This window comes from Rudanella lutea DSM 19387 (genome assembly GCF_000383955.1).
GTDB classification, from domain to species: domain Bacteria; phylum Bacteroidota; class Bacteroidia; order Cytophagales; family Spirosomataceae; genus Rudanella; species Rudanella lutea.
The window spans coordinates 4,288,936-4,307,910 of sequence record NZ_KB913013.1; the positions used below are offsets into that span (position 1 = coordinate 4,288,936).

17 protein-coding genes are annotated in these 18,975 nt (G+C 54.8%); 9 read left to right on the plus strand and 8 right to left on the minus strand.

The features are described from left to right. Positions 1-4: 4 nt before the first annotated feature. Positions 5-1,408 carry an MBL fold metallo-hydrolase gene (locus tag RUDLU_RS27695; protein ID WP_019989770.1) on the plus strand — a complete coding sequence of 468 codons (1,404 nt, stop codon included), beginning with the start codon at positions 5-7 and terminating at the stop codon, positions 1,406-1,408. A 10-nt stretch (positions 1,409-1,418) separates the two neighbouring features. On the opposite strand, the gene RUDLU_RS0117825 is transcribed toward RUDLU_RS27695, so the two are convergent. The 5 genes from RUDLU_RS0117825 to uvrA all read right to left on the minus strand — a co-directional run bounded on the left by RUDLU_RS0117825 (position 1,419) and on the right by uvrA (position 6,835). After that, entirely contained in the window at positions 1,419-1,703 is a 285-nt protein-coding gene (locus tag RUDLU_RS0117825; RefSeq protein ID WP_044130517.1) for a hypothetical protein, read from the minus strand. A 444-nt stretch (positions 1,704-2,147) separates the two neighbouring features. Next, on the minus strand, positions 2,148-3,128 hold the full coding sequence (locus RUDLU_RS0117830; RefSeq protein ID WP_019989772.1) for a pyruvate dehydrogenase complex E1 component subunit beta: 981 nt from the start codon (positions 3,126-3,128) through the stop codon (positions 2,148-2,150). Between the two features lie 128 nt (positions 3,129-3,256). After that, the gene (locus tag RUDLU_RS27700) at positions 3,257-3,640 is read right to left on the minus strand and encodes a DUF2442 domain-containing protein (RefSeq protein WP_157580256.1); all 384 of its coding nucleotides are present in this window, start codon (positions 3,638-3,640) and stop codon (positions 3,257-3,259) included. Next, a complete protein-coding gene (locus tag RUDLU_RS0117840; protein WP_019989774.1) occupies positions 3,597-3,833 on the minus strand; it encodes a DUF4160 domain-containing protein in 237 nt (78 codons plus the stop codon). Before RUDLU_RS0117840 ends, RUDLU_RS27700 begins: the two co-directional genes overlap by 44 nt. An 8-nt stretch (positions 3,834-3,841) precedes the next feature. Continuing rightward, a complete protein-coding gene (uvrA, locus tag RUDLU_RS0117845) occupies positions 3,842-6,835 on the minus strand; it encodes an excinuclease ABC subunit UvrA (RefSeq protein WP_019989775.1) in 2,994 nt (997 codons plus the stop codon). Positions 6,836-6,983: 148 nt separating this feature from the next. Between uvrA and RUDLU_RS0117850 the strand changes: the two genes are divergently transcribed. From RUDLU_RS0117850 to RUDLU_RS0117865, 4 genes are all read left to right on the plus strand, one after another. Beyond that, the gene (locus RUDLU_RS0117850; protein WP_019989776.1) at positions 6,984-7,613 is read left to right on the plus strand and encodes an MgtC/SapB family protein; all 630 of its coding nucleotides are present in this window, start codon (positions 6,984-6,986) and stop codon (positions 7,611-7,613) included. Between the two features lie 121 nt (positions 7,614-7,734). Next, positions 7,735-8,376: a hypothetical protein gene (locus RUDLU_RS0117855; RefSeq protein WP_019989777.1), complete on the plus strand. Its 642-nt coding sequence runs from the start codon at positions 7,735-7,737 to the stop codon at positions 8,374-8,376. Between the two features lie 374 nt (positions 8,377-8,750). Beyond that, a complete protein-coding gene (locus RUDLU_RS0117860) occupies positions 8,751-10,172 on the plus strand; it encodes an MBOAT family O-acyltransferase (RefSeq protein ID WP_019989778.1) in 1,422 nt (473 codons plus the stop codon). 68 nt (positions 10,173-10,240) lie between these two features. After that, positions 10,241-11,362, plus strand: a complete 1,122-nt coding sequence (locus RUDLU_RS0117865; RefSeq protein WP_019989779.1) for an alginate O-acetyltransferase AlgX-related protein — start codon at positions 10,241-10,243, stop codon at positions 11,360-11,362. Between the two features lie 115 nt (positions 11,363-11,477). On the opposite strand, the gene RUDLU_RS0117870 is transcribed toward RUDLU_RS0117865, so the two are convergent. Beyond that, entirely contained in the window at positions 11,478-13,142 is a 1,665-nt protein-coding gene (locus RUDLU_RS0117870) for a GMC family oxidoreductase (RefSeq protein WP_019989780.1), read from the minus strand. 171 nt (positions 13,143-13,313) lie between these two features. On the opposite strand from RUDLU_RS0117870, the gene RUDLU_RS0117875 reads away from it, so the two are divergent. Then, on the plus strand, positions 13,314-13,925 hold the full coding sequence (locus tag RUDLU_RS0117875; RefSeq protein ID WP_019989781.1) for a trimeric intracellular cation channel family protein: 612 nt from the start codon (positions 13,314-13,316) through the stop codon (positions 13,923-13,925). A gap of 8 nt (positions 13,926-13,933) precedes the next feature. Here the strand turns inward: RUDLU_RS0117875 and RUDLU_RS0117880 are convergent, their stop codons facing one another. Then, positions 13,934-14,398 (minus strand): Lrp/AsnC family transcriptional regulator, encoded by a 465-nt coding sequence (locus RUDLU_RS0117880; RefSeq protein WP_019989782.1) that lies wholly within the window; start codon positions 14,396-14,398, stop codon positions 13,934-13,936. 211 nt (positions 14,399-14,609) lie between these two features. On the opposite strand from RUDLU_RS0117880, the gene RUDLU_RS0117885 reads away from it, so the two are divergent. Then, positions 14,610-15,572 (plus strand): NAD-dependent epimerase/dehydratase family protein, encoded by a 963-nt coding sequence (locus RUDLU_RS0117885; protein ID WP_019989783.1) that lies wholly within the window; start codon positions 14,610-14,612, stop codon positions 15,570-15,572. Between the two features lie 5 nt (positions 15,573-15,577). Beyond that, positions 15,578-16,786, plus strand: coding sequence for a glycine C-acetyltransferase (gene kbl, locus RUDLU_RS0117890; RefSeq protein WP_019989784.1), 1,209 nt, complete (start codon positions 15,578-15,580; stop codon positions 16,784-16,786). A gap of 102 nt (positions 16,787-16,888) precedes the next feature. Here the strand turns inward: kbl and RUDLU_RS0117895 are convergent, their stop codons facing one another. After that, complete coding sequence (locus tag RUDLU_RS0117895) at positions 16,889-17,281, minus strand: DoxX family protein (protein WP_019989785.1); 393 nt, start codon at positions 17,279-17,281, stop codon at positions 16,889-16,891. Between the two features lie 400 nt (positions 17,282-17,681). On the opposite strand from RUDLU_RS0117895, the gene RUDLU_RS0117900 reads away from it, so the two are divergent. Then, a complete protein-coding gene (locus RUDLU_RS0117900; RefSeq protein WP_211220216.1) occupies positions 17,682-18,776 on the plus strand; it encodes a hypothetical protein in 1,095 nt (364 codons plus the stop codon). Positions 18,777-18,975 lie beyond the last annotated feature (199 nt).

Below are 18,975 nucleotides of genomic sequence, written 5' to 3' on the forward strand. Positions count from 1 at the left end.
AACCATGCTTGTCGAACAACTATACACAGGCTGCCTGGCGCAGGGGGCTTATTACATCGAAAGCGAGGGCGAGGCTGCCGTTATTGACCCGCTCCGCGAAACCGGCCCCTACATTCGCAAGGCCGAACAGGCCGGGGCAACGATCCGGTATGTGTTTGAAACCCATTTTCATGCCGATTTTGTGTCGGGCCACATCGATCTGGCCCGTAAAACCGGCGCGACTATTGTGTACGGCCCGAACGCCAAAACCAATTATGAAGCTTACGTAGCCCGCGATGGCGAAGAGTTCAGCATAGGCAAAATCCGAATTCGGGTGCTGCACACGCCCGGCCATACGCTGGAGTCGACAACCTATCTGCTGCTCGACGAAACAGGTCGGCCCCATGCCATTTTCACGGGCGATACCCTGTTTATCGGCGATGTGGGGCGCCCCGATCTGGCCATTAAAGGTGCCCTGACCGAACAGGATCTGGCTGGCATGCTGTACGATAGCTTACAGACAAAGATAATTCCCCTGCCCGATGACCTGATTGTGTACCCGGCGCACGGGGCGGGGTCGGCCTGTGGCAAGAATATGAGCAAGGAAACCACCGACACGCTGGGCAATCAGAAACGGTTTAACTACGCTTTACAGGCCCGTTCGAAAGAAGAGTTTGTGACGCAGGTACTCGATGGACTCACGCAGGCTCCGCTATACTTTGCCCAGAACGCCCGGCTCAACAAGGAGGGCTACGAATCCATCGATCAGGTGATGCAGCGGGGGAGTCGGCCGCTGGGCCCCGATGCGTTCGAAGCGGCTGTCAATGGTACCGGCGCCCTGATGCTCGACGTTCGGGAGGCTGCCGAGTTTGCGGCCGGCTTTATTCCCAACGCGATTAATATTGGTCTCAACGGGCAGTTTGCACCCTGGGTTGGGGCTCTGATCCCGGACCTGCAACAGCCGATTGCCTTGATTGCTCCTGTTGGAAAGGAAGAAGAAACCGTGCTGCGACTGGCGCGCGTCGGGTACGACAATTGCGTGGGCTACCTCGAAGGTGGCTTTGCCAGCTGGCGTACGGCCGGTAAAGAGATCGACACGGTGGAGTCGATTTCGGCGGAGGAGTTTGTGCAACGCCATGCGCAGACCCCCGCAGCCCCGGTGGTGGATGTGCGCAAGCCGGTTGAGTTTGGACCGGAGCACCTTGCCGGTGCCGAAAACGTACCGCTCGATACCCTCAACGACCATATGGCGGCTATTCCGCGCACGGGGGCGGTGTATGTGCATTGCGCGGGCGGCTACCGGTCCATGGTGGCTAACTCGATTCTGAAAGCGCGGGGTTTCGATAATGTGGTGAACGTAGAGGGGGGCATTGCCGCCATCAAAAAAGCCGCGCCAACCCTGATCGAAGCAGGCGAGCCTGCGCACTAAGCGGCCGGTCTCACCGAATCGGGTTTTCGTCGATACCCAGCCGGGGTAGGGCAGGGTTGAGCACCCGCGGTACTACTTTGATCCGAAACACCTTGGTACCCGCTACGTCGAAATCGCAGGAGTAAAACTTTCGTTGTTTTACGCCCCGGTACACGGCCGTGTAATTTACTTTCAGTGGCCAGTTGTTCACGAGCAGCTCGGCCGTAATGGCTTCAACGGCTTTCTTGAGGTTCGAGAAAAAAATGGTGTTTGGTTCTCGTTGTCGGAGCGTGTTGAGCGAGCCAATATGCTGCATGGTGATCTCGTAAATCACCTTGGTTTCGATGCGCACGGTTTGGGGATAGTGTTAGTTACATCAGTTGTTTTATGGTAAATTATCAAACTATTTTTCAACTGCAAAATATCTGCGTGCCCCGGTGCGTTTATGATGTATAGATTTTGCAGAAGCCCAGGCCATTCGGTTTGGGCTTTTTTTGTGTGCAGAATTGGCCGTCCGTCTCACTACTGAACATTAGATGTTGGACATTAGACGTTAGACCTCCCTACAGAATGGTAGTAAGTCGAACGTCTAATGTCTGAAGTCCGAATGTCCGGTACTGTAAACGTCCGTGATAAGTAGTATCCAATTCGTAGAGATGCAACCTACTGCGTCTCAGTTAGTACGATGTATGCCTTTACACTCCACAAAAAAGCCCCGATATCTGCGCGATATCGGGGCTTTTGTTATAGGCGGACCTGCTTATTTCTTGTACATCACCGAATCAACGGCCTGCAGGGTTTTCTTCACATTGGGCAGAATCACTTCGATGAGCGTAGGCGCGTACGGAAGCGGCAGGTCGAGGCTGTTCACCCGAACTACCGGCGCATCCAGATAATCGAACGCGTTGCGCTGAATGTTGTAGGTCAGTTCCGACGAGATGGCAGCCAACGGCCACGCTTCTTCTACAATCACACACCGGTTAGTTTTCTTTACCGAGTTGATGATGGTAGCGTAATCAATCGGGCGTACCGAACGCAAATCGATTACCTCGGCCGAAATATTGTTTTTGGCTAATTCTTCGGCAGCCTGGTTGGCCACTTTCATCATTTTGCCAAACGATACGATGGTCACGTCGTTACCTTCGCGCACCACATCGGCTTTGCCAATTGGAATGAGGTACTCTTCTTCGGGTACCTGACCTTTGTCGCCGTACATCAGCTCCGACTCCATGAAAATCACGGGGTCATCGTCGCGGATGGCTGACTTGAGCAGGCCTTTAGCGTCGTAGGGGTTCGACGGAACCACCACTTTCAGGCCCGGTGTATTGGCGTACCAGTTCTCGAAGTTCTGAGAGTGCTGGCTCGACAGCATCCCGGCGTTGCCGGTGGGGCCACGGAATACAATGGGGCATGAGTACTGCCCGCCCGACATCGACATTACTTTGGCCGCGCTGTTGATCACCTGATCGATGGCAACGAGCGAGAAGTTGAACGTCATGAACTCGATAATAGGCCGCAGACCGTTCATACCCGCTCCGACGCCAATACCGGCAAAGCCCAGCTCAGCAATGGGGGTGTCCCATACGCGCTCCGGTCCGAACTCGTCGAGCATACCCTGACTGACTTTGTAGGCACCGTTGTACTCGGCCACCTCTTCGCCCATCAGGAAAACCTTCGGGTCCCGGCGCATTTCTTCGGACATAGCCTCCCGCAGGGCCTCGCGAAACTGTATTTCTCTCATAGTAATTCGAGTGATCTATCCGTTAGGGTTTCTGTACGAGTGGGAAGTCTCCGGGTTCTCACACAAAAACGGCCAAAATTAGACAACAATAGGGGATTGGGCAAATGAGCTACCGGGCAACGACAAGTTTATGCAACAGAGGGATAAGCTTGGACTACGGCAACAGCCTCCTGCATCAAAAAGCCACGCAGACTAAGGTCGGCATCGAGCTGTGGCCAGTGTATACCGGTTACAGACACACTGTAATCAGACAGCTGTGCATCAGTAGCACGCGCAAGAAAAGGATATTCAGATAGCCGGCGGTTAATAATTTTTCGGTTGTTCAAAATCAGGATGAACATGTCGATCTCCCGAAAAAATACAAAGCGGACAATCTGAAGGCTCTGCGCGGCAATAAGCCGGTCGAACTCATCTTCCCGGATGGTAACTGGTTGTTCACTCTCGTCCTGTAGCCATGCTGCCAAACGATTACTCACCGAAGGTGTTGTGCCAGGCGCTGATGAGGGTTGCATAATGCTGGGTGATTAAGGTAACAATATCACGAATTTCACTTCTCTTGAACCCGTGTGAATAGGTCATGTCAATTTCTGGAACGAGTACGAAGCGAGCTTCATTGCCGCCTTTGGTAACATGCACATGGACTAGTTCGTGCTCATTCAGATAGAAGAAAAAGCGATAACCGCGAATCAGCAAAATGGTAGGCATACGGCAAGTTACAATTTCTCCCGCAGGAAATCAGCCGTGTAGTTTTGCCCTTCAGGGAGTTGGGCCATCTCTTCGGGCGTGCCCGCAAAGGTGATATACCCGCCCGTTTCGCCCCCTTCAGGGCCGAGGTCGATGATATGGTCGGCACTTTTGATGACTTCCATGTTGTGCTCAATAATAATCACCGAGTCGCCCTGATCCACCAGGGCGTTGATGGCCTTGAGCAGTTTTCGGATGTCGTGAAAATGCAAACCCGTGGTCGGTTCGTCGAAAATAAACAGGGTGCCGCCTTTGTTGGGGTTGCCCTTGCTCAGAAACGACGCCAGTTTCACCCGCTGAGCCTCACCGCCCGACAGCGTGTTGGCCGATTGCCCAAGCCCTACGTAACCCAGCCCCACCTCTTGCAGGGGTTGTAGCTTGTCGGCCATTTTGGGGTCGGCTTCGCGGAAAAACGTAATGGCTTCATCTACGGTCATGCTCAAAATATCGGCCACGTTTTTGCCGTGCAACATTACTTCGAGCACTTCCTGCTTGAACCGCCGACCGTTGCACCCCTCGCACTTGAGGTAAATGTCGGCCATGAACTGCATCTCTACCTTTACTTCGCCCTCGCCCTGACACACCTCGCAGCGGCCTCCATCGACGTTGAACGAAAACTGACTCGGTTTGTAGCCGCGTGCCTTCGAAATCGGTTGCTCCGACATCACCTGCCGCAGATAATCGTAGGCTTTGATGTAGGTGACGGGGTTTGAGCGGCTCGATTTGCCGATTGGGTTTTGATCGATCATTTCGATGGCCGTGATCTGATCGAGGCTGCCGGTAAGTTCGCTGTAACGGCCGGCCTCTTCGGAGCCTTCACCTTTCAGGCGGGCAAGAGCCGGGTACAGCACTTTGCGGATAAGTGTACTCTTGCCTGAGCCCGACACGCCCGTGACGACCGTCAGGGTGTTGAGCGGAAACCGGGCATCCACGTGCTTGAGGTTGTTTTCATTGGCTCCTTTCAGCTCAATAAAATGCATCCCCTTCCGCCGGAACGTGGGCGTCGCGATGGTTTCGCGGCCCGTCAGGAAGTCGAGAGTGTGGGAATGGAAGGAGCGAGGAGCGAGGAGTGAGGAGTGAGGAGTTGCTTGCGCGAGCTCTATCTCCTCACTCCTCGCTCCTCGCTCCTCGCTCCTTAACGAGCCCTGAAAAACCAAATGCCCTCCACCGGTACCAGCTTCGGGGCCAATGTCGATCAATTGGTCGGCAGCCCGCATCACCTCTTCTTCGTGCTCAACCACGATCACGGTATTACCCATGTCGCGGAGTGATTCGAGTACGCTCACGAGTCGGCGGGTGTCGCGCGGGTGGAGGCCAATGCTCGGTTCGTCGAGAATATACATCGACCCCACCAGCGCCGATCCGAGCGAGGTGGCCAGTTTAATGCGCTGATATTCACCGCCTGATAGCGAATTGGTGAGCCGGTTGAGGGTCAGATAGCCCAGCCCAACGCGCTCCATGTAATCGAGCCTGTTCCGAATTTCGACCAGAATCCGACCGGCTACTTTCTGGGTAGTCTCGGGCAGATCGAGGGTGCGGAAATAAGTCGCCACCTCGCTGATGGGCATCAGTACCAGATCGGTGATAGAGATTTTGCGGCCGTCGCTGCCGGTCAGTTTCACGTAGCTGGCGTCTTTCCGCAAGCGCGAACCCCGGCATTCGGGGCAGGTGGTTTTGCCCCGGTACCGCGAGAGCATCACCCGGTACTGCACCTTGAACGTCTGACTTTCGACCCACACAAAGAAATCGTGCAGTCCCGAAAAGTACGAGTTACCCGTCCAGAGCAAATCTTTTTGCTCCAGCGTGAGATCTTTGAAGGGTCGGTGAATGGGGAAGTCGAACCGAATACCATTGCGCAGCAGGGGTTTCAGGAATTCCTCGCTCATTTTTTCGCTCCGCCAAGGAGCAATAGCCCCCTCGAATACCGACAGGTTTTTGTCGGGCACCACCAGATCAGGGTCAATGCCGAGGACCTTCCCGAAGCCATCGCACCGGCGGCAGGCTCCGTACGGGTTGTTGAACGTGAACAGATTCACGCTCGGCTCTTCAAACGCGATGCCGTCGAGTTCAAACTTGTCCGAAAACAGCTGCGATTCTCCCCGGCTTACTACATCGACGCGGCAGGTGCCGTCGCCCTCGTTGAAAGCCGTCTGGACCGAATCTGAAAACCGGTATTGCGTATCTTCGTCGGGTTGGCCCTTGTCGTCGAGCAACACCGTACCCCGGTCAACCAGCAGTTCGAGCGGGGCTGTGTTAGCGAGTGCGTCGAGTTCGTTGGCGGGGAGTTCGAGCAGGTCTTCAATCTGCCGTACCTGACGGTCGGCCTGGTCGGTTGTGCCGTTGTCGATCACCACGCGGGTGTAGCCTTTCTGCAACAGAATCCGAAGTTCATATTCGAGCGTTCGGCCTTCGTGAATGAGCAGGGGCGTGGTAATCATGACCCGCTCGGTGGGTTGGTCGGGGGGGGCGGCCTGCGCAAAAATATAGTTGACCACATCGGTCACGGTATCCCGGCGCACCGCCCGGCCCGACACCGGCGAGTAGGTGGTACCCGCCCGGGCAAAGAGTAACTTGAGGTAATCGTAAATTTCGGTGCTGGTACCGACTGTAGAGCGGGGGTTGCGCGTCGAGACTTTTTGTTCGATGGCAATGGCCGGCGATACCCCCCGGATATACTCCACTTCGGGTTTTTCCATTCGACCCAAAAACTGGCGGGCGTAGCTGCTCAAACTCTCCACGTACATGCGCTGGCCTTCGGCAAACAGCGTGTCGAACGCGAGCGATGATTTGCCGGAGCCCGAGAGTCCCGTCAGGACCACCAGTTTATTGCGGGGAATGGCAACGTCAACATTTTTCAGGTTGTGTACCTTTGCTCCTTTGATAAGGATATACTGTTTCGGATCGAGGTCGTCAATAGTGACTGCTGGGCCTGTTTCCGCAAGATTCCCGGAGGTTGTGTTCATTCAGAAAGTTAAGCAAACCGTATCTGTAGGCTAACGGTTTTCAACGGAATTAGGTTTCTGGAATTCAATCATTCGTTGGCTTGCCAAAGAGCCGGTATGTTTGGGTAGCTTGTCCGTCGATTCGTTGTTTTTTACCAACCATTCCGCTATGAATTTTGTCGAAGATGATTTGTACCGATTGCTGGTGGCCCTGCTGGTGGGTGGCCTGATCGGGGTAGAGCGCGAATACCACAGCAAGGCTGCGGGGTTTCGGACCATGATCATGATTTGTGTGGGGGCGGCTTTGTTTACGCTAGCTTCGGAACGTATCGGTGACTCCGGCGACCGGATTGCCGCCAATATCGTCAACGGTATCGGCTTTCTGGGCGCGGGTATTGTTTTTAAGGAAGACAACCGGGTGCGAGGGCTCACCACGGCCGCTACCGTTTGGGCGGTGGGGGCTCTGGGCATGTGCATCGGCGGTGGGCATTACGACATCGGGCTGGTGGGGGCTGCGGTGGTGCTGGCAACGCTCTGGCTCATGGTAGGAACCTCCAACTGGATTGGCTCCAAAAATCAGCAGCGCGACTACAAAATCGTGACGACCTTTAAAAACAAAACGCTGCAACACTACGAGCGGCTGTTTGAAGAGTGCGGGCTGGTGCCACGGCGCGGGCGTCAGGAGCGTATTGGTAATGAGATTATCGGACAGTGGCGGGTGTCGGGCCCTGATAAAGCCCACGAAAAGTGTATCAAGCGGCTCTTAAACGATGCCGAAGTAAAGCAGTTTGTGTTCTAAAAAATTTCGGGTGCCCCTTTTTCGTTCTTTCATTTAGTTTGTGGGGTCTCGGCACCCGTGCTGCCCTCAACCGGGCTCACCGGCCGAAACCACCCCGCGAACTGCACACTCTAAACGAACCATGAGACATATTCGTCGTATTTTACTGGCTGTTGCGCTGTTGAGCAGCGGCATGGCTTTCGGGCAAATCACCGAAGACCCCGAAGATCGGGAGCGGGGCAATCAGGGGTACGAGCCCCTCCGTACACAGACACCTGAGGGGCGGCCGTTGCCATTCTGGCAGCGTCTGCGCGTGGGGGGCGGCATTACCGGGTTCCGGTTTGGAAACCCGTTTAGCTTAGGGGCTGCACCGGTGGTCGCGTATCAGGCGTCGGAGAGGTTGGTGCTGGGTATTGGCGGCAGCTACACTTACACGCGTTACAAAGCCATCGACCGGGTTACGGGTCGCACTATTCCGTTTGAGACGTACAATCAGTTTGGTGCGCGCGGATTCGCCATGTTTGAGGCACTGCCCTCGGTTATTCCGAACCTGTATTTGCACGGCGAGGTCGACAACAGTGCCATTCAGGTGATCGATAACATCAATGGCGGTCGGCAAACGGCAAGCGTAACGGCTCCGTTGCTGGGTCTGACGTTTTCGCAGCGGGTGGGCCGACTGGCGGGGGTAAACATTACGGCCCTGTACAATCTGAATTACAACGGGAACCGGCTTAATCAGGCCATTTACGGGAGCCCGTTTGTGTTCCGTATTTCGTTCTTCTAAACAGAGGGCACAACTCCGTTTTGTTCAACCCGGCTGCTGCGGTGGCCGGGTCACCCCCCCCGGCCCCCTCCTGAAATCAGGAGGGGGTGTTCGAAACGTTTACCTTGACTAACAAAAGGGGTAGTATAGTACGCCTACTGTACTGAACATCCGGACTTCAGATATTAGACGTACTGCCATTCTGTAGAGAAGTCTAACGTCTAATGTCCAACATCTAATGTCTAATGTCCAGTCCTGAGATATATGCCTTATAAGTCTGGTAATACTGACCTTTTGTAGGAAGGAACTGAGGGGTACTCTGCCCCCTTTGCTAAGAGATACGCGGGCTTTGTTGGCGGATTGTTAATTTTGGTCCCGAAACGTAGTCCTTCCCCATGCTCTTTAGCTCGGCCATATTTCTTTTTCTGTACCTGCCCACCTTTCTGATTATCTATTACCTGCTGCCTACGCGCTTCAAAAACGCGTTTTTGTTTGCAGCCAGTCTGGTATTTTATGCCTGGGGAGAAGGTATCGTTGTGTTGATTCTGCTCTTGTCGGCCGGGATCAACTTCATAGCTGGTCGACTCATTGAGCAGGGCAAACGGAAGGCTGGTTTGTGGCTTTCGCTGGCGGGGAGCCTGTCATTGCTGTTTTATTACAAGTACAGCAACTTCGCTGTGGAGTCGGTGCGGGGCTTTGCCGAGGCTCTGAGCCTGCCCGGGGCCGGCAATATCGAGCTGGCGGCTATTGCCCTGCCTATCGGCATTAGCTTTTATACGTTTCAGGGTATCTCGTACACGCTCGACATATACTGGGGGCGCATCCGGGCCAACAAGAGCTTTATCAACTACGGTACCTACGTGGCTATGTTTCCGCATCAGATAGCCGGGCCTATTGTGCGCTACGCCGACATTGCCCCCGAACTGGCCGAGCGGCACGTAACGGTCGAGAAATTCGGGGTGGGGGCCGAGCGCTTTATCATTGGTATGGCCAAGAAAATTCTTCTGGCCAACACGTTTGCGAGCCTCGCCGACCAGATTTTCAACGCGCAACTGTCCGACATCAGCACGGCTACGGCCTGGTTGGGTATCGTGGCTTACACTTTCCAGATTTACTTCGACTTTTCGGGCTATTCCGACATGGCTATCGGTCTGGGCAAGATGGTAGGGTTCGATTTTAAAGAAAACTTCAATTACCCCTACATCGCCCGGTCCATTCAGGATTTCTGGCGTCGGTGGCACATTTCGCTGTCGAGCTGGTTTCGCGACTATGTGTATATTCCACTGGGCGGCAACCGGGGCGGGGAGTTTAAAACCTACCGCAACCTCCTGATTGTGTTTTTTGTGACGGGCCTATGGCACGGGGCGAGTCTCAACTTCATTGTCTGGGGGCTGTACCACGGCGTATTTCTGCTGATTGAACGCGCCGGGTTGGGTAAGCGGCTGGAGCGGGCCCCGGCCGTAGTGGGGCATGTGTACACCCTGCTGGTGGTGCTGGTCGGCTGGGTGTTTTTCCGGGCGGTCGACCTGAGCAGTGCCCTGGCGTATCTGGGTAAGATGGCCGGCTTGAGCGCAGGCCCGGCAGCTGTGGCCTATCCGCTCTCGTTTTTTATCAATACCGAAGTGCTGGTATCGCTGGGCCTTGCCGTGGTGCTGGCTACGCCTGTGTACCACCGGTTTCAACGGTTCTGGCAGGGTTTGCCGGCCGTGGCCATTCGGGAGGTGGTGTACTCGCTGGGGCTGTTTGGCCTGTTTATCGCTGCGGTTATGTACTTAGCCGCCGACACCTACAACCCGTTTATTTATTTCCGGTTCTGAGTTGGCAACTGGCTGTTTGGCCATACCTACCTCTGTTTTTCGCCGTCTGACAAACCCGGCATCACGCTATGAACAACCCCCGATTCCGCATACTCGCTTTTGGCTTTGGACTGCTGTTGCTGCTGCCTACCCTCGATCAGCTGCTGGGCTTGTCGGCCCGGTTCGAGAGTACCGAAAACCGCCGGGCCGGTGGGGTGCCCGCTTTTCATTTTCCGCACATCAATAGCTTTGTGCGGCAGTTCGATCAGTATTACAAAGAGAATTTTGGCTGGCGCAACGCCTTGTTTTACGCCTACAGCCGCTGGCAGTACTGGGGGCTGGGTGGGTCGCCCCTGCCCGAAAAAGTAGTGGTGGGCAAAGAAGGCTGGTTTTTCCTGGGCGATAGCTACAACAATGTGGTGAAGCAGCACCGGGGCCTCATGCCGCTCTCGGCCGACTCGGCCCGGCTCATCAGCACGCACCTGCTTCGGCGGCAGGCCGAACTGACCGCGCAGGGCATCCGGCTGTACGTGCTCATTGCCCCCGACTCACACAGTATTTACCCCGAATTTCTGCCCGACCGCGTTGCGTACAAGGCCCCCTCGCGGCTCGATGTCCTCCGCCAAACCCTTGAGCAGCAGGGGCAGGTACCGTTTATCGACCTGCGCGACACTCTGCTGGCGGCCAAAAAGCGGGATGTGGTCTATTACCAGACCGACACACACTGGAATGATTACGGTACGCTGGTAGGGTCAGCCCGGTTGCTGAACCGGATTGGGCCCGATTTTCCGGCCATGAGACCCGTGCAACCGGCCGATTACCAGATTACTAAAATGCGCGGGGGCAGCGGGGATCTGGTTCGGATGATGGCTTTGCAGGACGACATCCGTGACCCGGTATTTTACGAGATTAAAACCGCCCCGGCCATTACGGCGCGCCAAACCGCCGAGGTACCCAATACCGAAACCGGCCCCCGCGCTACGGGGTTTCCGAGTACCCGTTTTGTGGGCCCGAATTCCCGTGCGCCGAAGCTCCTCTTTATTGGCGACTCGTTCAGTCACAGCATGATGCCCCTGCTGGCGGGTTACTTCCGGGAGTCGTATTTTTCCCGCAGTAGTTACCTTAGCCCAGCCGTGGTGCAGCAGGAAAAACCCGACGTAGTGGTGTTTCAGATCGTAGAGCGCAATTTGGGCTGGCTGGCCGAAATCTGAGCCGTTTGCCCCAGCACGGGTGTAGGACAAGTTCTTTGTGATAGGTTCGACAAAAGGTTTTTTTCTGACAAGATTACAGGATGAACAGGATTGATTGAGCCCAAAAAAATCCTGTTTATCCTGTAATCCTCCGGGCCGCCGGGCGGTCAGAAAAATAAACTTGTCCTACACCCCCCAGTACCAGATCGGCCCCTTTTTCGCCGATCATGATGGCGGCCGCATTGGTGTTGCCCGACACTACCAGCGGCATCACCGACGCATCAATCACGCGTAAGCCTTCTACCCCCTGCACCCGCAGTTGAGGGTCGACCACGGCCATATCATCGATACCCATTTTGCAGGTGCCTACTGGGTGGTACACCGTTTCGAGCTGGTTTAGGATATGATGCCACAGACCCTCGTCGGAGCGGTTGGGGGGCGTCTGAATCCGCTGGCGGAACGGCCCAAAGGCATCGGCCTCCATAATTTCCAACGAACGTCTGATGCCGCCCATCAGAATGGCCCGGTCGTTTTCGGCCGTCAGGAAATTGGGCTGAATCACGGGAGCATCGGCCACACTGCCTGAGCGCAGACCTACGTAGCCACGGCTTTCGGGGCGGAGCAGCGTGGGCAGAATGGTGTAGCCATCGGTATGCGGGAAGGTGTTCAGGTCGTACAAATCCACATCGTACTGATCGCCGAGGTGAATAGGGGCGAAGTGCAGTTGCAAGTCGACCCGGCCCGTGGGGTCGAGTTGGTTGGTGAAGGCGTAGGCTTCGAGCGGGCTGATGCTCATGGGGCCTTTCCGGCCCATGAAATATCGCGTCAGGGCCAGTACCTGCCGCAGCGGAGCCAGGTGAAAATTGCTCGTGCTCCCGCGTTGCGACGAGAGCGCACTGACAGCCGTAAACAGGTGGTCCTGGAGATTCTGCCCCACGCCCGGTAGCTCATGTTTCACGTCGATACCGTGGCGTTTTAGCTCGTCTTTAGGCCCAATGCCCGACAGCATCAGCAGTTGGGGTGATTGAAACGCCCCGGCCGACAGAATTACTTCGCGCCGGGCGGTGGCTGTCTGCGTGGTGCTTTTACCGGTAATAAACTCGACCCCCGTGGCCCGGCCCTGTTGCAGAATAACCCGTTGGGTGAGGGCATGGGTAATTACCTTCAGGTTGGGGCGGTTCAGTACCGGCTTCAGAAATGCATTCGCGGTGCTGTGCCGCTTGCCGTCTTTGATGGTAAACTGGAAAAAGCCAGCCCCGGCCTGATTGGCCCCGTTATAATCGGCGTTGGGGGCAATGCCTGTTTGTCCGCAGGCCTGCACAAACGCGGGGGCCACGGGCGTCCGAAACGTCTGGGCAAAGGTAACATTGAGTGGCCCACCGGTGCCGTGATAGCCCGCGTCGAGCTGATCGGCCTGTTCGTTGTGCTCCGACCGCATGAAATAGGGGAGCACCTCCTCAAAACTCCAGCCGGTATTACCCAGCCGGGCCCAGTCGTTGTAGTCTTCGCGGTTGCCCCGCACGTAGGCCATGGCGTTGGTGCTGCTGCATCCGCCCAGCGTTTTGCCCCGTGGGAGGTAGATTCGTCGGCCGTCGAGGGCTTGCTGCGGTTCGGTCCAGAACCCCCAATCGACCGCCGACCGGTGCAGTTTGCCGTAGGCGGCCGGAATCTGAATTTCGAGTTTTGAGTCGGGACCGCCTGCTTCGAGCAGCAGCACCGAAACGGACGGGTCGGCCGAAAGTCGGTTGGCCAACACACAGCCCGCCGAACCGGCACCCACAATGATAAAATCGTAGTTCATGACTCGTTGAAAAGACGATAGGAATGTTGAAGGTACAATTATTTCACGGTATCGGACTATAAAAGCCGGGTGTGCCTCTTTTTTATGGAAAAGGGATTGCGTAACCCATCACCGCAACCGCCGAAAATATGCCGTACTTTCGCAGCTGGTTTACCAACCTGCCCCCAATTCATGACTATTTGGTACCTGACCGACCTGATTGGTACAAGTGTATTCGCGATTTCCGGCGCTTTATCGGCCCTGCAAAAGAAAATGTACCACGACCTGTTCAGTATATTTTTTGTCGGTTTCGTGACGGCCATCGGGGGTGGTACCCTCCGCGACATCATCATGGGCGCCCACCCGATTGCCTGGATTCGCGACCCGAACTACCTGGTTGTCATTATTGCCAGCGTGCTTATTGCCGTTTTGTGCCGTACCTGGTGGCTGGGGATGCTCCGGCGGCCTTTGCTGATTTTTGACACCCTCGGCATCGGTATCTACACGATTCTGGGCATGCAGAAAGCCCTGGCCCACGGGGTAAACGAGTGGGCGGCTATTTTGCTCGGTCTCATTTCGGCCCTGTTTGGCGGGGTTATCCGCGATACCCTTGTCAACGACTTGCCCCTTATTTTCGACCGGCAACTGTACGCAACGCCCTGTCTGGCGGGGGCTATTCTGTATTTGGCTGGCCTCGCGCTCGGCCTCGACACCAACCTGAACTTCGTTCTCTCGGCGGGTACTATCACCTTGTTTCGGTTAGTGGCTATCCGGAAGGGCTGGTCTTTGCCCCGCGTTGAGTAGCTCTTCCGCTACGGAATATGATACCCTAAGTTGTGCTTGATTTCTTTAAGCACAAACGTGCTGTTGAGTACGCCGATGTTCTCGATCTGGGAGAGCTTGTACTTCACAAAATCGTGGTACTCGGCCAGGCTGGCTACGTGAATCTTGAGCATAAAATCCACCTGCCCGGCCATGTGGTAGCATTCCTGCACTTCTTCCAGTTTCTGGACCTCTTCCTCAAACTTGTCGATAAACGCTTTGTCGTGGTAGCGCATAGATACCTGACAGAACGTGGTGATGGGCTGACCGAGCAGACTTTTGTCGAGCACGGCAATGTACTGCTTGATGTAGCCGAGGGTTTCGAGCCGTTTGATGCGCTCATAAACCGGCGACAGTGTGAGGCCCAGATGCGACGCCAGCTCCTTGGTGGTGAGCTTGGCGTCCTGCTGCAACAGGCGCAGGAGTTTCTTGTCGGTATCGTCTAAGGTGTCCATGCCGAAAAATTTTCTATGGGTGGCTTAAAAATACAGTACGTTATCGAAAGGCTTGCGGCATTAAATCTGATTAGCCATAAAATTCACGGATTTATTCAGAAACGCACTACTTATTCCCTGTAAAAATAACTTTGCTCCGTAAATAGACGCTGTTGTCGAATTGCGTTTTCATCAACGAAACTTACTTCATCACACCCTTACTTAACGTCTTATGCAGCGCGAAACCGTATTAGTGATCGGAGCAAATGGGCAAATCGGAACGGCCCTGCTCCCGCAGTTGCAGGCTCAGTTTGGCGTTGGCCACGTGGTGGCTACCGACCTGCGCCCCCCGGTGGTGGAATCGGGCCCGTTTGAGGTGCTGGATGCCACAAAACCCGATGCCCTGACCGACATAGTGCGCCGGTATCGGGTTACGCAGATTTATCATTTGGCGGCTGTGTTGTCGGCCAAAGGCGAGGGCGATCCGCTCTGGGCCTGGAACCTCAACATGCAGACCCTGCTCAACGTGCTCGAAGTATCGCGGCAGTACCAGGTTCGTAAGGTATTTGTGCCGAGTTCCATTGCGGCCTTTGGCGAACACGCGCCCAAAGACGAGACGCCCCAAAGCAGCCCACTCGACCCGGCTACGGTGTACGGAATCAGTAAGGTAGCCGCCGAAAACTGGTCGCTTTACTACCACAAACGCTACGGGCTCGATGTGCGCTCGCTGCGGTATCCGGGTGTGATCAGCTACCAGTCGATGCCGGGGGGCGGCACTACTGATTATGCCGTGTCGATTTTTCACGCGGCCGTGCAGGGGCAACCGTTTGAATGTTTCCTGGCCGAAGACACCCGCCTGCCCATGATTTACATGGACGATGCCCTGCGGGCTACCCTCGAACTGATGGAGGCCCCCGCGGATCGTATCAGCGTGCGTACGTCGTACAATCTGGCCGGGATGAGTTTTACGCCCGCCGAGCTGACGGCCGCCATTCAGGCGTATTTCCCGGAGTTTTCGACCGTGTACAAGCCCGATTTCCGGCAGGCTATTGCCGAGTCGTGGCCCCGGAGTATCGACGATTCGGTGGCCCGGCAGGATTGGGGCTGGAAACCCGCGTTTGACCTGCCCCGGATGACGCACGAAATGATCACCAACCTGACCCCGGCTTACCAGCCGCTGGTCGCAACCGTTTAAACACCATGTACGGAAGCATCAAAGAACAACTTCAGCAAGAACTCGATAGTATCAAAGAAGCCGGTCTGTTCAAGTCAGAGCGGATTATTGTATCGCCCCAGTCGTCGGTAATTGCCGTACACGATGGCCGCGAAGTGCTCAATTTCTGCGCTAATAACTACCTCGGCCTGTCGTCGCACCCCGACGTAGTCGAAGCGGCTCACAAAACGCTCGACAGCCACGGTTTTGGCATGTCGTCGGTGCGGTTTATCTGCGGTACGCAGGATATTCACAAGGAGCTCGAACGCCGGACGGCCGAGTTTGTCGGGGCCGAAGACTGTATTCTGTACGCGGCTGCATTTGATGCCAACGGTGGTGTATTTGAGCCCCTGCTCAACGAAGAAGATGCCATCATCTCCGACGAACTGAATCACGCGTCGATCATCGACGGGATTCGGTTGTGCAAGGCCAAGCGGTTCCGGTACAAACACAACGACATGGCCGACCTCGAAGCCCAGTTGCAGGCGGCTTCGTCGGCCCGCCGGACGCTGATTGTGACCGACGGTGTGTTTTCGATGGATGGCACCATTGCCCAGCTCGACAAAATCTGCGACCTCGCCGATCAGTACGGGGCTATGGTGATGGTCGATGAGTGCCACGCCAGCGGGTTTATCGGCAAAACGGGCCGGGGTACGCCGGAGTACCGCAATGTGCTGGGCCGGATCGACATTATCACGGGTACTTACGGTAAGGCCCTCGGTGGAGCATCGGGTGGTTTTACGGCCGCTCGCAAAGAGATTGTGGAGCTGTTGCGCCAACGCTCGCGGCCGTACCTGTTTTCCAACACCCTGGCACCGACCATCGTAGGGGCGTCGCTCAAAGTGCTGGACATGCTCGAAAGCTCGACCGCCCTGCGCGATAAACTCGAAACCAACACGCAGTATTTCCGGGAGGCCATGACGGCTGCTGGGTTCGATATTCTGCCCGGCGAGCACCCCATTGTGCCTATCATGCTTTACGACGCTCCCCTGGCGCAGGAATTTGCGGCCCGGCTGCTGCAGGAAGGCATCTATGTAATTGGGTTCTTCTACCCGGTGGTACCGAAGGGCAAAGCTCGGATTCGGGTACAGATTTCGGCCGGTCACGAGCCCGAACATCTGCAAAAAGCCGTTGCTGCCTTTACCAAAGTAGGGCAGGAGCTGGGGGTTATCAAAGCCGCCGAAACCGTCGCCTAACGTAGAGACTGGTCCGCCGGAACGGCCTTTTTTACTTCGCCGAGAGTCTCCTGTGCGTCAGCCTATTTGCCCACAAGCAGGCCGACGCACAGGAGACTTTTTTTACAGGTTGTTGGTGCTTTTGAGCGCCCAATACATCAATACGGGCTGAAAAAACAACCGGGCGAACCGTTTCCGGTCGGTGTCGAGGCCGAAGGCGCTGCGTCGGTTCACGTACTGCGAAATATTACCCGGAAACACAGCTGCGAAGAAGCCCGCAGCTACTTTGCCCACCGTTTGTTCGTAGGTTGGGTTGGCCAATACCAGCGCGCTACCCAGGGCTATTTCGGCAAGGCCCGAATACACCACCGTGTCGTCGACATCGAGTGGTACCCAGTCGGGAACTTGCGCCCGAAATTCCTGCCGGGCCACGGTCAGGTGGCTTATGCCGGCCCAAATCAATGAGCTACCCAGCGCTATCCGGGCGGCTACTTTTGCATGTTTTGTCAGATCCATACCGTTATTTATTATTCGGTAGCCTATTTGGTACATGTGTAGGCCACCTGATTAAAATACGAATCGGTATGCACTAAGAGATGTTTATTAATCTGATTAATAAGTGCTTGAAATGTAGAGGGCGAGGATAAACACAGGTATTTTTGTTTGACTCGTAAGTAAAGAGTAAGGTGTCGATATTTGACTGAAGAGGAGCGATGGTTCGGGTTTGTAAAAAAAAACATAATTTCGTTTCTTAGTAATCGCATGAATACCATCCACATCCACAATGGTCAATGTATACGGCACACACCATCGGAAGCTAATTCCAGAGGAAACACCTATCCACAAAAATTTAGTCGACCGAACCTTATTTTGTCAGATTGAGACGGCATTGGGTGGTAAATACTGGGTACCCAAGTTGCTCATATTCTCTCTGCTAAGTGTATTGTTTTTTGCCTTACCCAGTTACGAGCGGTTTTGGAACCCCAACAACGACTATAAGTCAATCTGGACAGCCATTGCGAATCAGATTGAACATCCGTTGAAAGCAGGGCATTATGACCCACGAAGCCATGAGGCAAAAATAGCGTTTCGGCTTTTTCCGGCGCTGATTGGTCAGCTTGCCCCCTTTAGCGAGCCGCTCTCCCGCGTGATGTTTATATTCTTTGTACAACACCTATGTGGGGTATTATTTTTTCTGATGCTTATCAAATGGGCCTATGCCACGGTTGCCGATAAGGTTAGTGTGTTTTTAGTAGTGTATTCGTTTGTATTCGTTTATATAGGCCGCTGTTTTTTTTACGAGTTTTACCCGTTTTTCGATGGCATTGCTTTCTTCATTATGATGATGGCGCTGTGCCTGAAAAAACCGTGGGCCGCTTTCGCGGTCCTGTCGTTTGCGTACTGGACCGATGAGCGGGCCGTAATCGCATCTCCGCTGATTTTGTTGTACCACTTGTTGGATAGGGGTGGCTGGCAAACCCTAACGCCCAAACAGATGCTGGCGAATTACCGGACGTATATTCCGTACTTCGCAACGCTGGGCCTGTATGCGGTTATGCGGCTCGTATTACAAGCGGAGTACGACCTGCACACGCCTGTTGGGGGGCGTGCTGATGCGGGTTTTTCGGTATTTCTGGACCAGCTTTCGCATATACCGTTGGCGGTAGTGCTGGCCTACGAAGGCAGTTGGCTGCTGATTGGGGCGGCTGCCTATGTTTTCCTGACGAACCGGTCGTATAGCCTGTTGGCGAGTTATCTGGGTATTTTGGTCATTATTTTGGTTGTTTCCTGCTGCGTTTGGGATGTCAGCCGGAGCGTTTCGTATAGTTTTCCGGCCCTGTTGATTGCGTTTGGGTTATTGGCCAACCGGTATCCAATTCGGTACACCCGCTACGTCATGCTTGGGATTTTGTGCTTTAATCTGTTGATCCCGACGTACAAATACCACTTTCATAATTTCTTCTGGCAGGTGCCCGCTCCCCTCAAGCTGGTACATTATTTTCTTGGGTAAGCATAGACACGACACGGGGAGCACCGCCAATCCACCGCCTTTTGCCTACTTTTGCGTTGGATATACGATACCGTTGGCACAATGCAGATGAATAGCGAGAGTAGTGGGTTGGGAGGATTCGTTTACCGTCTCTGGTTGATGTATCGACTTATATACTCTTCTTTAGTAAATACGTATACGTTTTTAGATTTGAAGAAAA

Excerpts from the sequence above, each read along its gene's own strand:
- RUDLU_RS27695 (WP_019989770.1), top strand. The coding sequence starts at position 5 with ATGCTTGTCGAACAACTATACACAGGCTGCCTGGCGCAGGGGGCTTAT.
- RUDLU_RS0117825 (WP_044130517.1), bottom strand. The coding sequence starts at position 1,703 with ATGCAGCATATTGGCTCGCTCAACACGCTCCGACAACGAGAACCAAAC.
- RUDLU_RS0117830 (WP_019989772.1), bottom strand. The coding sequence starts at position 3,128 with ATGAGAGAAATACAGTTTCGCGAGGCCCTGCGGGAGGCTATGTCCGAA.
- RUDLU_RS27700 (WP_157580256.1), bottom strand. The coding sequence starts at position 3,640 with ATGCAACCCTCATCAGCGCCTGGCACAACACCTTCGGTGAGTAATCGT.
- RUDLU_RS0117840 (WP_019989774.1), bottom strand. The coding sequence starts at position 3,833 with ATGCCTACCATTTTGCTGATTCGCGGTTATCGCTTTTTCTTCTATCTG.
- uvrA (WP_019989775.1), bottom strand. The coding sequence starts at position 6,835 with ATGAACACAACCTCCGGGAATCTTGCGGAAACAGGCCCAGCAGTCACT.
- RUDLU_RS0117850 (WP_019989776.1), top strand. The coding sequence starts at position 6,984 with ATGAATTTTGTCGAAGATGATTTGTACCGATTGCTGGTGGCCCTGCTG.
- RUDLU_RS0117855 (WP_019989777.1), top strand. The coding sequence starts at position 7,735 with ATGAGACATATTCGTCGTATTTTACTGGCTGTTGCGCTGTTGAGCAGC.
- RUDLU_RS0117860 (WP_019989778.1), top strand. The coding sequence starts at position 8,751 with ATGCTCTTTAGCTCGGCCATATTTCTTTTTCTGTACCTGCCCACCTTT.
- RUDLU_RS0117865 (WP_019989779.1), top strand. The coding sequence starts at position 10,241 with ATGAACAACCCCCGATTCCGCATACTCGCTTTTGGCTTTGGACTGCTG.
- RUDLU_RS0117870 (WP_019989780.1), bottom strand. The coding sequence starts at position 13,142 with ATGAACTACGATTTTATCATTGTGGGTGCCGGTTCGGCGGGCTGTGTG.
- RUDLU_RS0117875 (WP_019989781.1), top strand. The coding sequence starts at position 13,314 with ATGACTATTTGGTACCTGACCGACCTGATTGGTACAAGTGTATTCGCG.
- RUDLU_RS0117880 (WP_019989782.1), bottom strand. The coding sequence starts at position 14,398 with ATGGACACCTTAGACGATACCGACAAGAAACTCCTGCGCCTGTTGCAG.
- RUDLU_RS0117885 (WP_019989783.1), top strand. The coding sequence starts at position 14,610 with ATGCAGCGCGAAACCGTATTAGTGATCGGAGCAAATGGGCAAATCGGA.
- kbl (WP_019989784.1), top strand. The coding sequence starts at position 15,578 with ATGTACGGAAGCATCAAAGAACAACTTCAGCAAGAACTCGATAGTATC.
- RUDLU_RS0117895 (WP_019989785.1), bottom strand. The coding sequence starts at position 17,281 with ATGGATCTGACAAAACATGCAAAAGTAGCCGCCCGGATAGCGCTGGGT.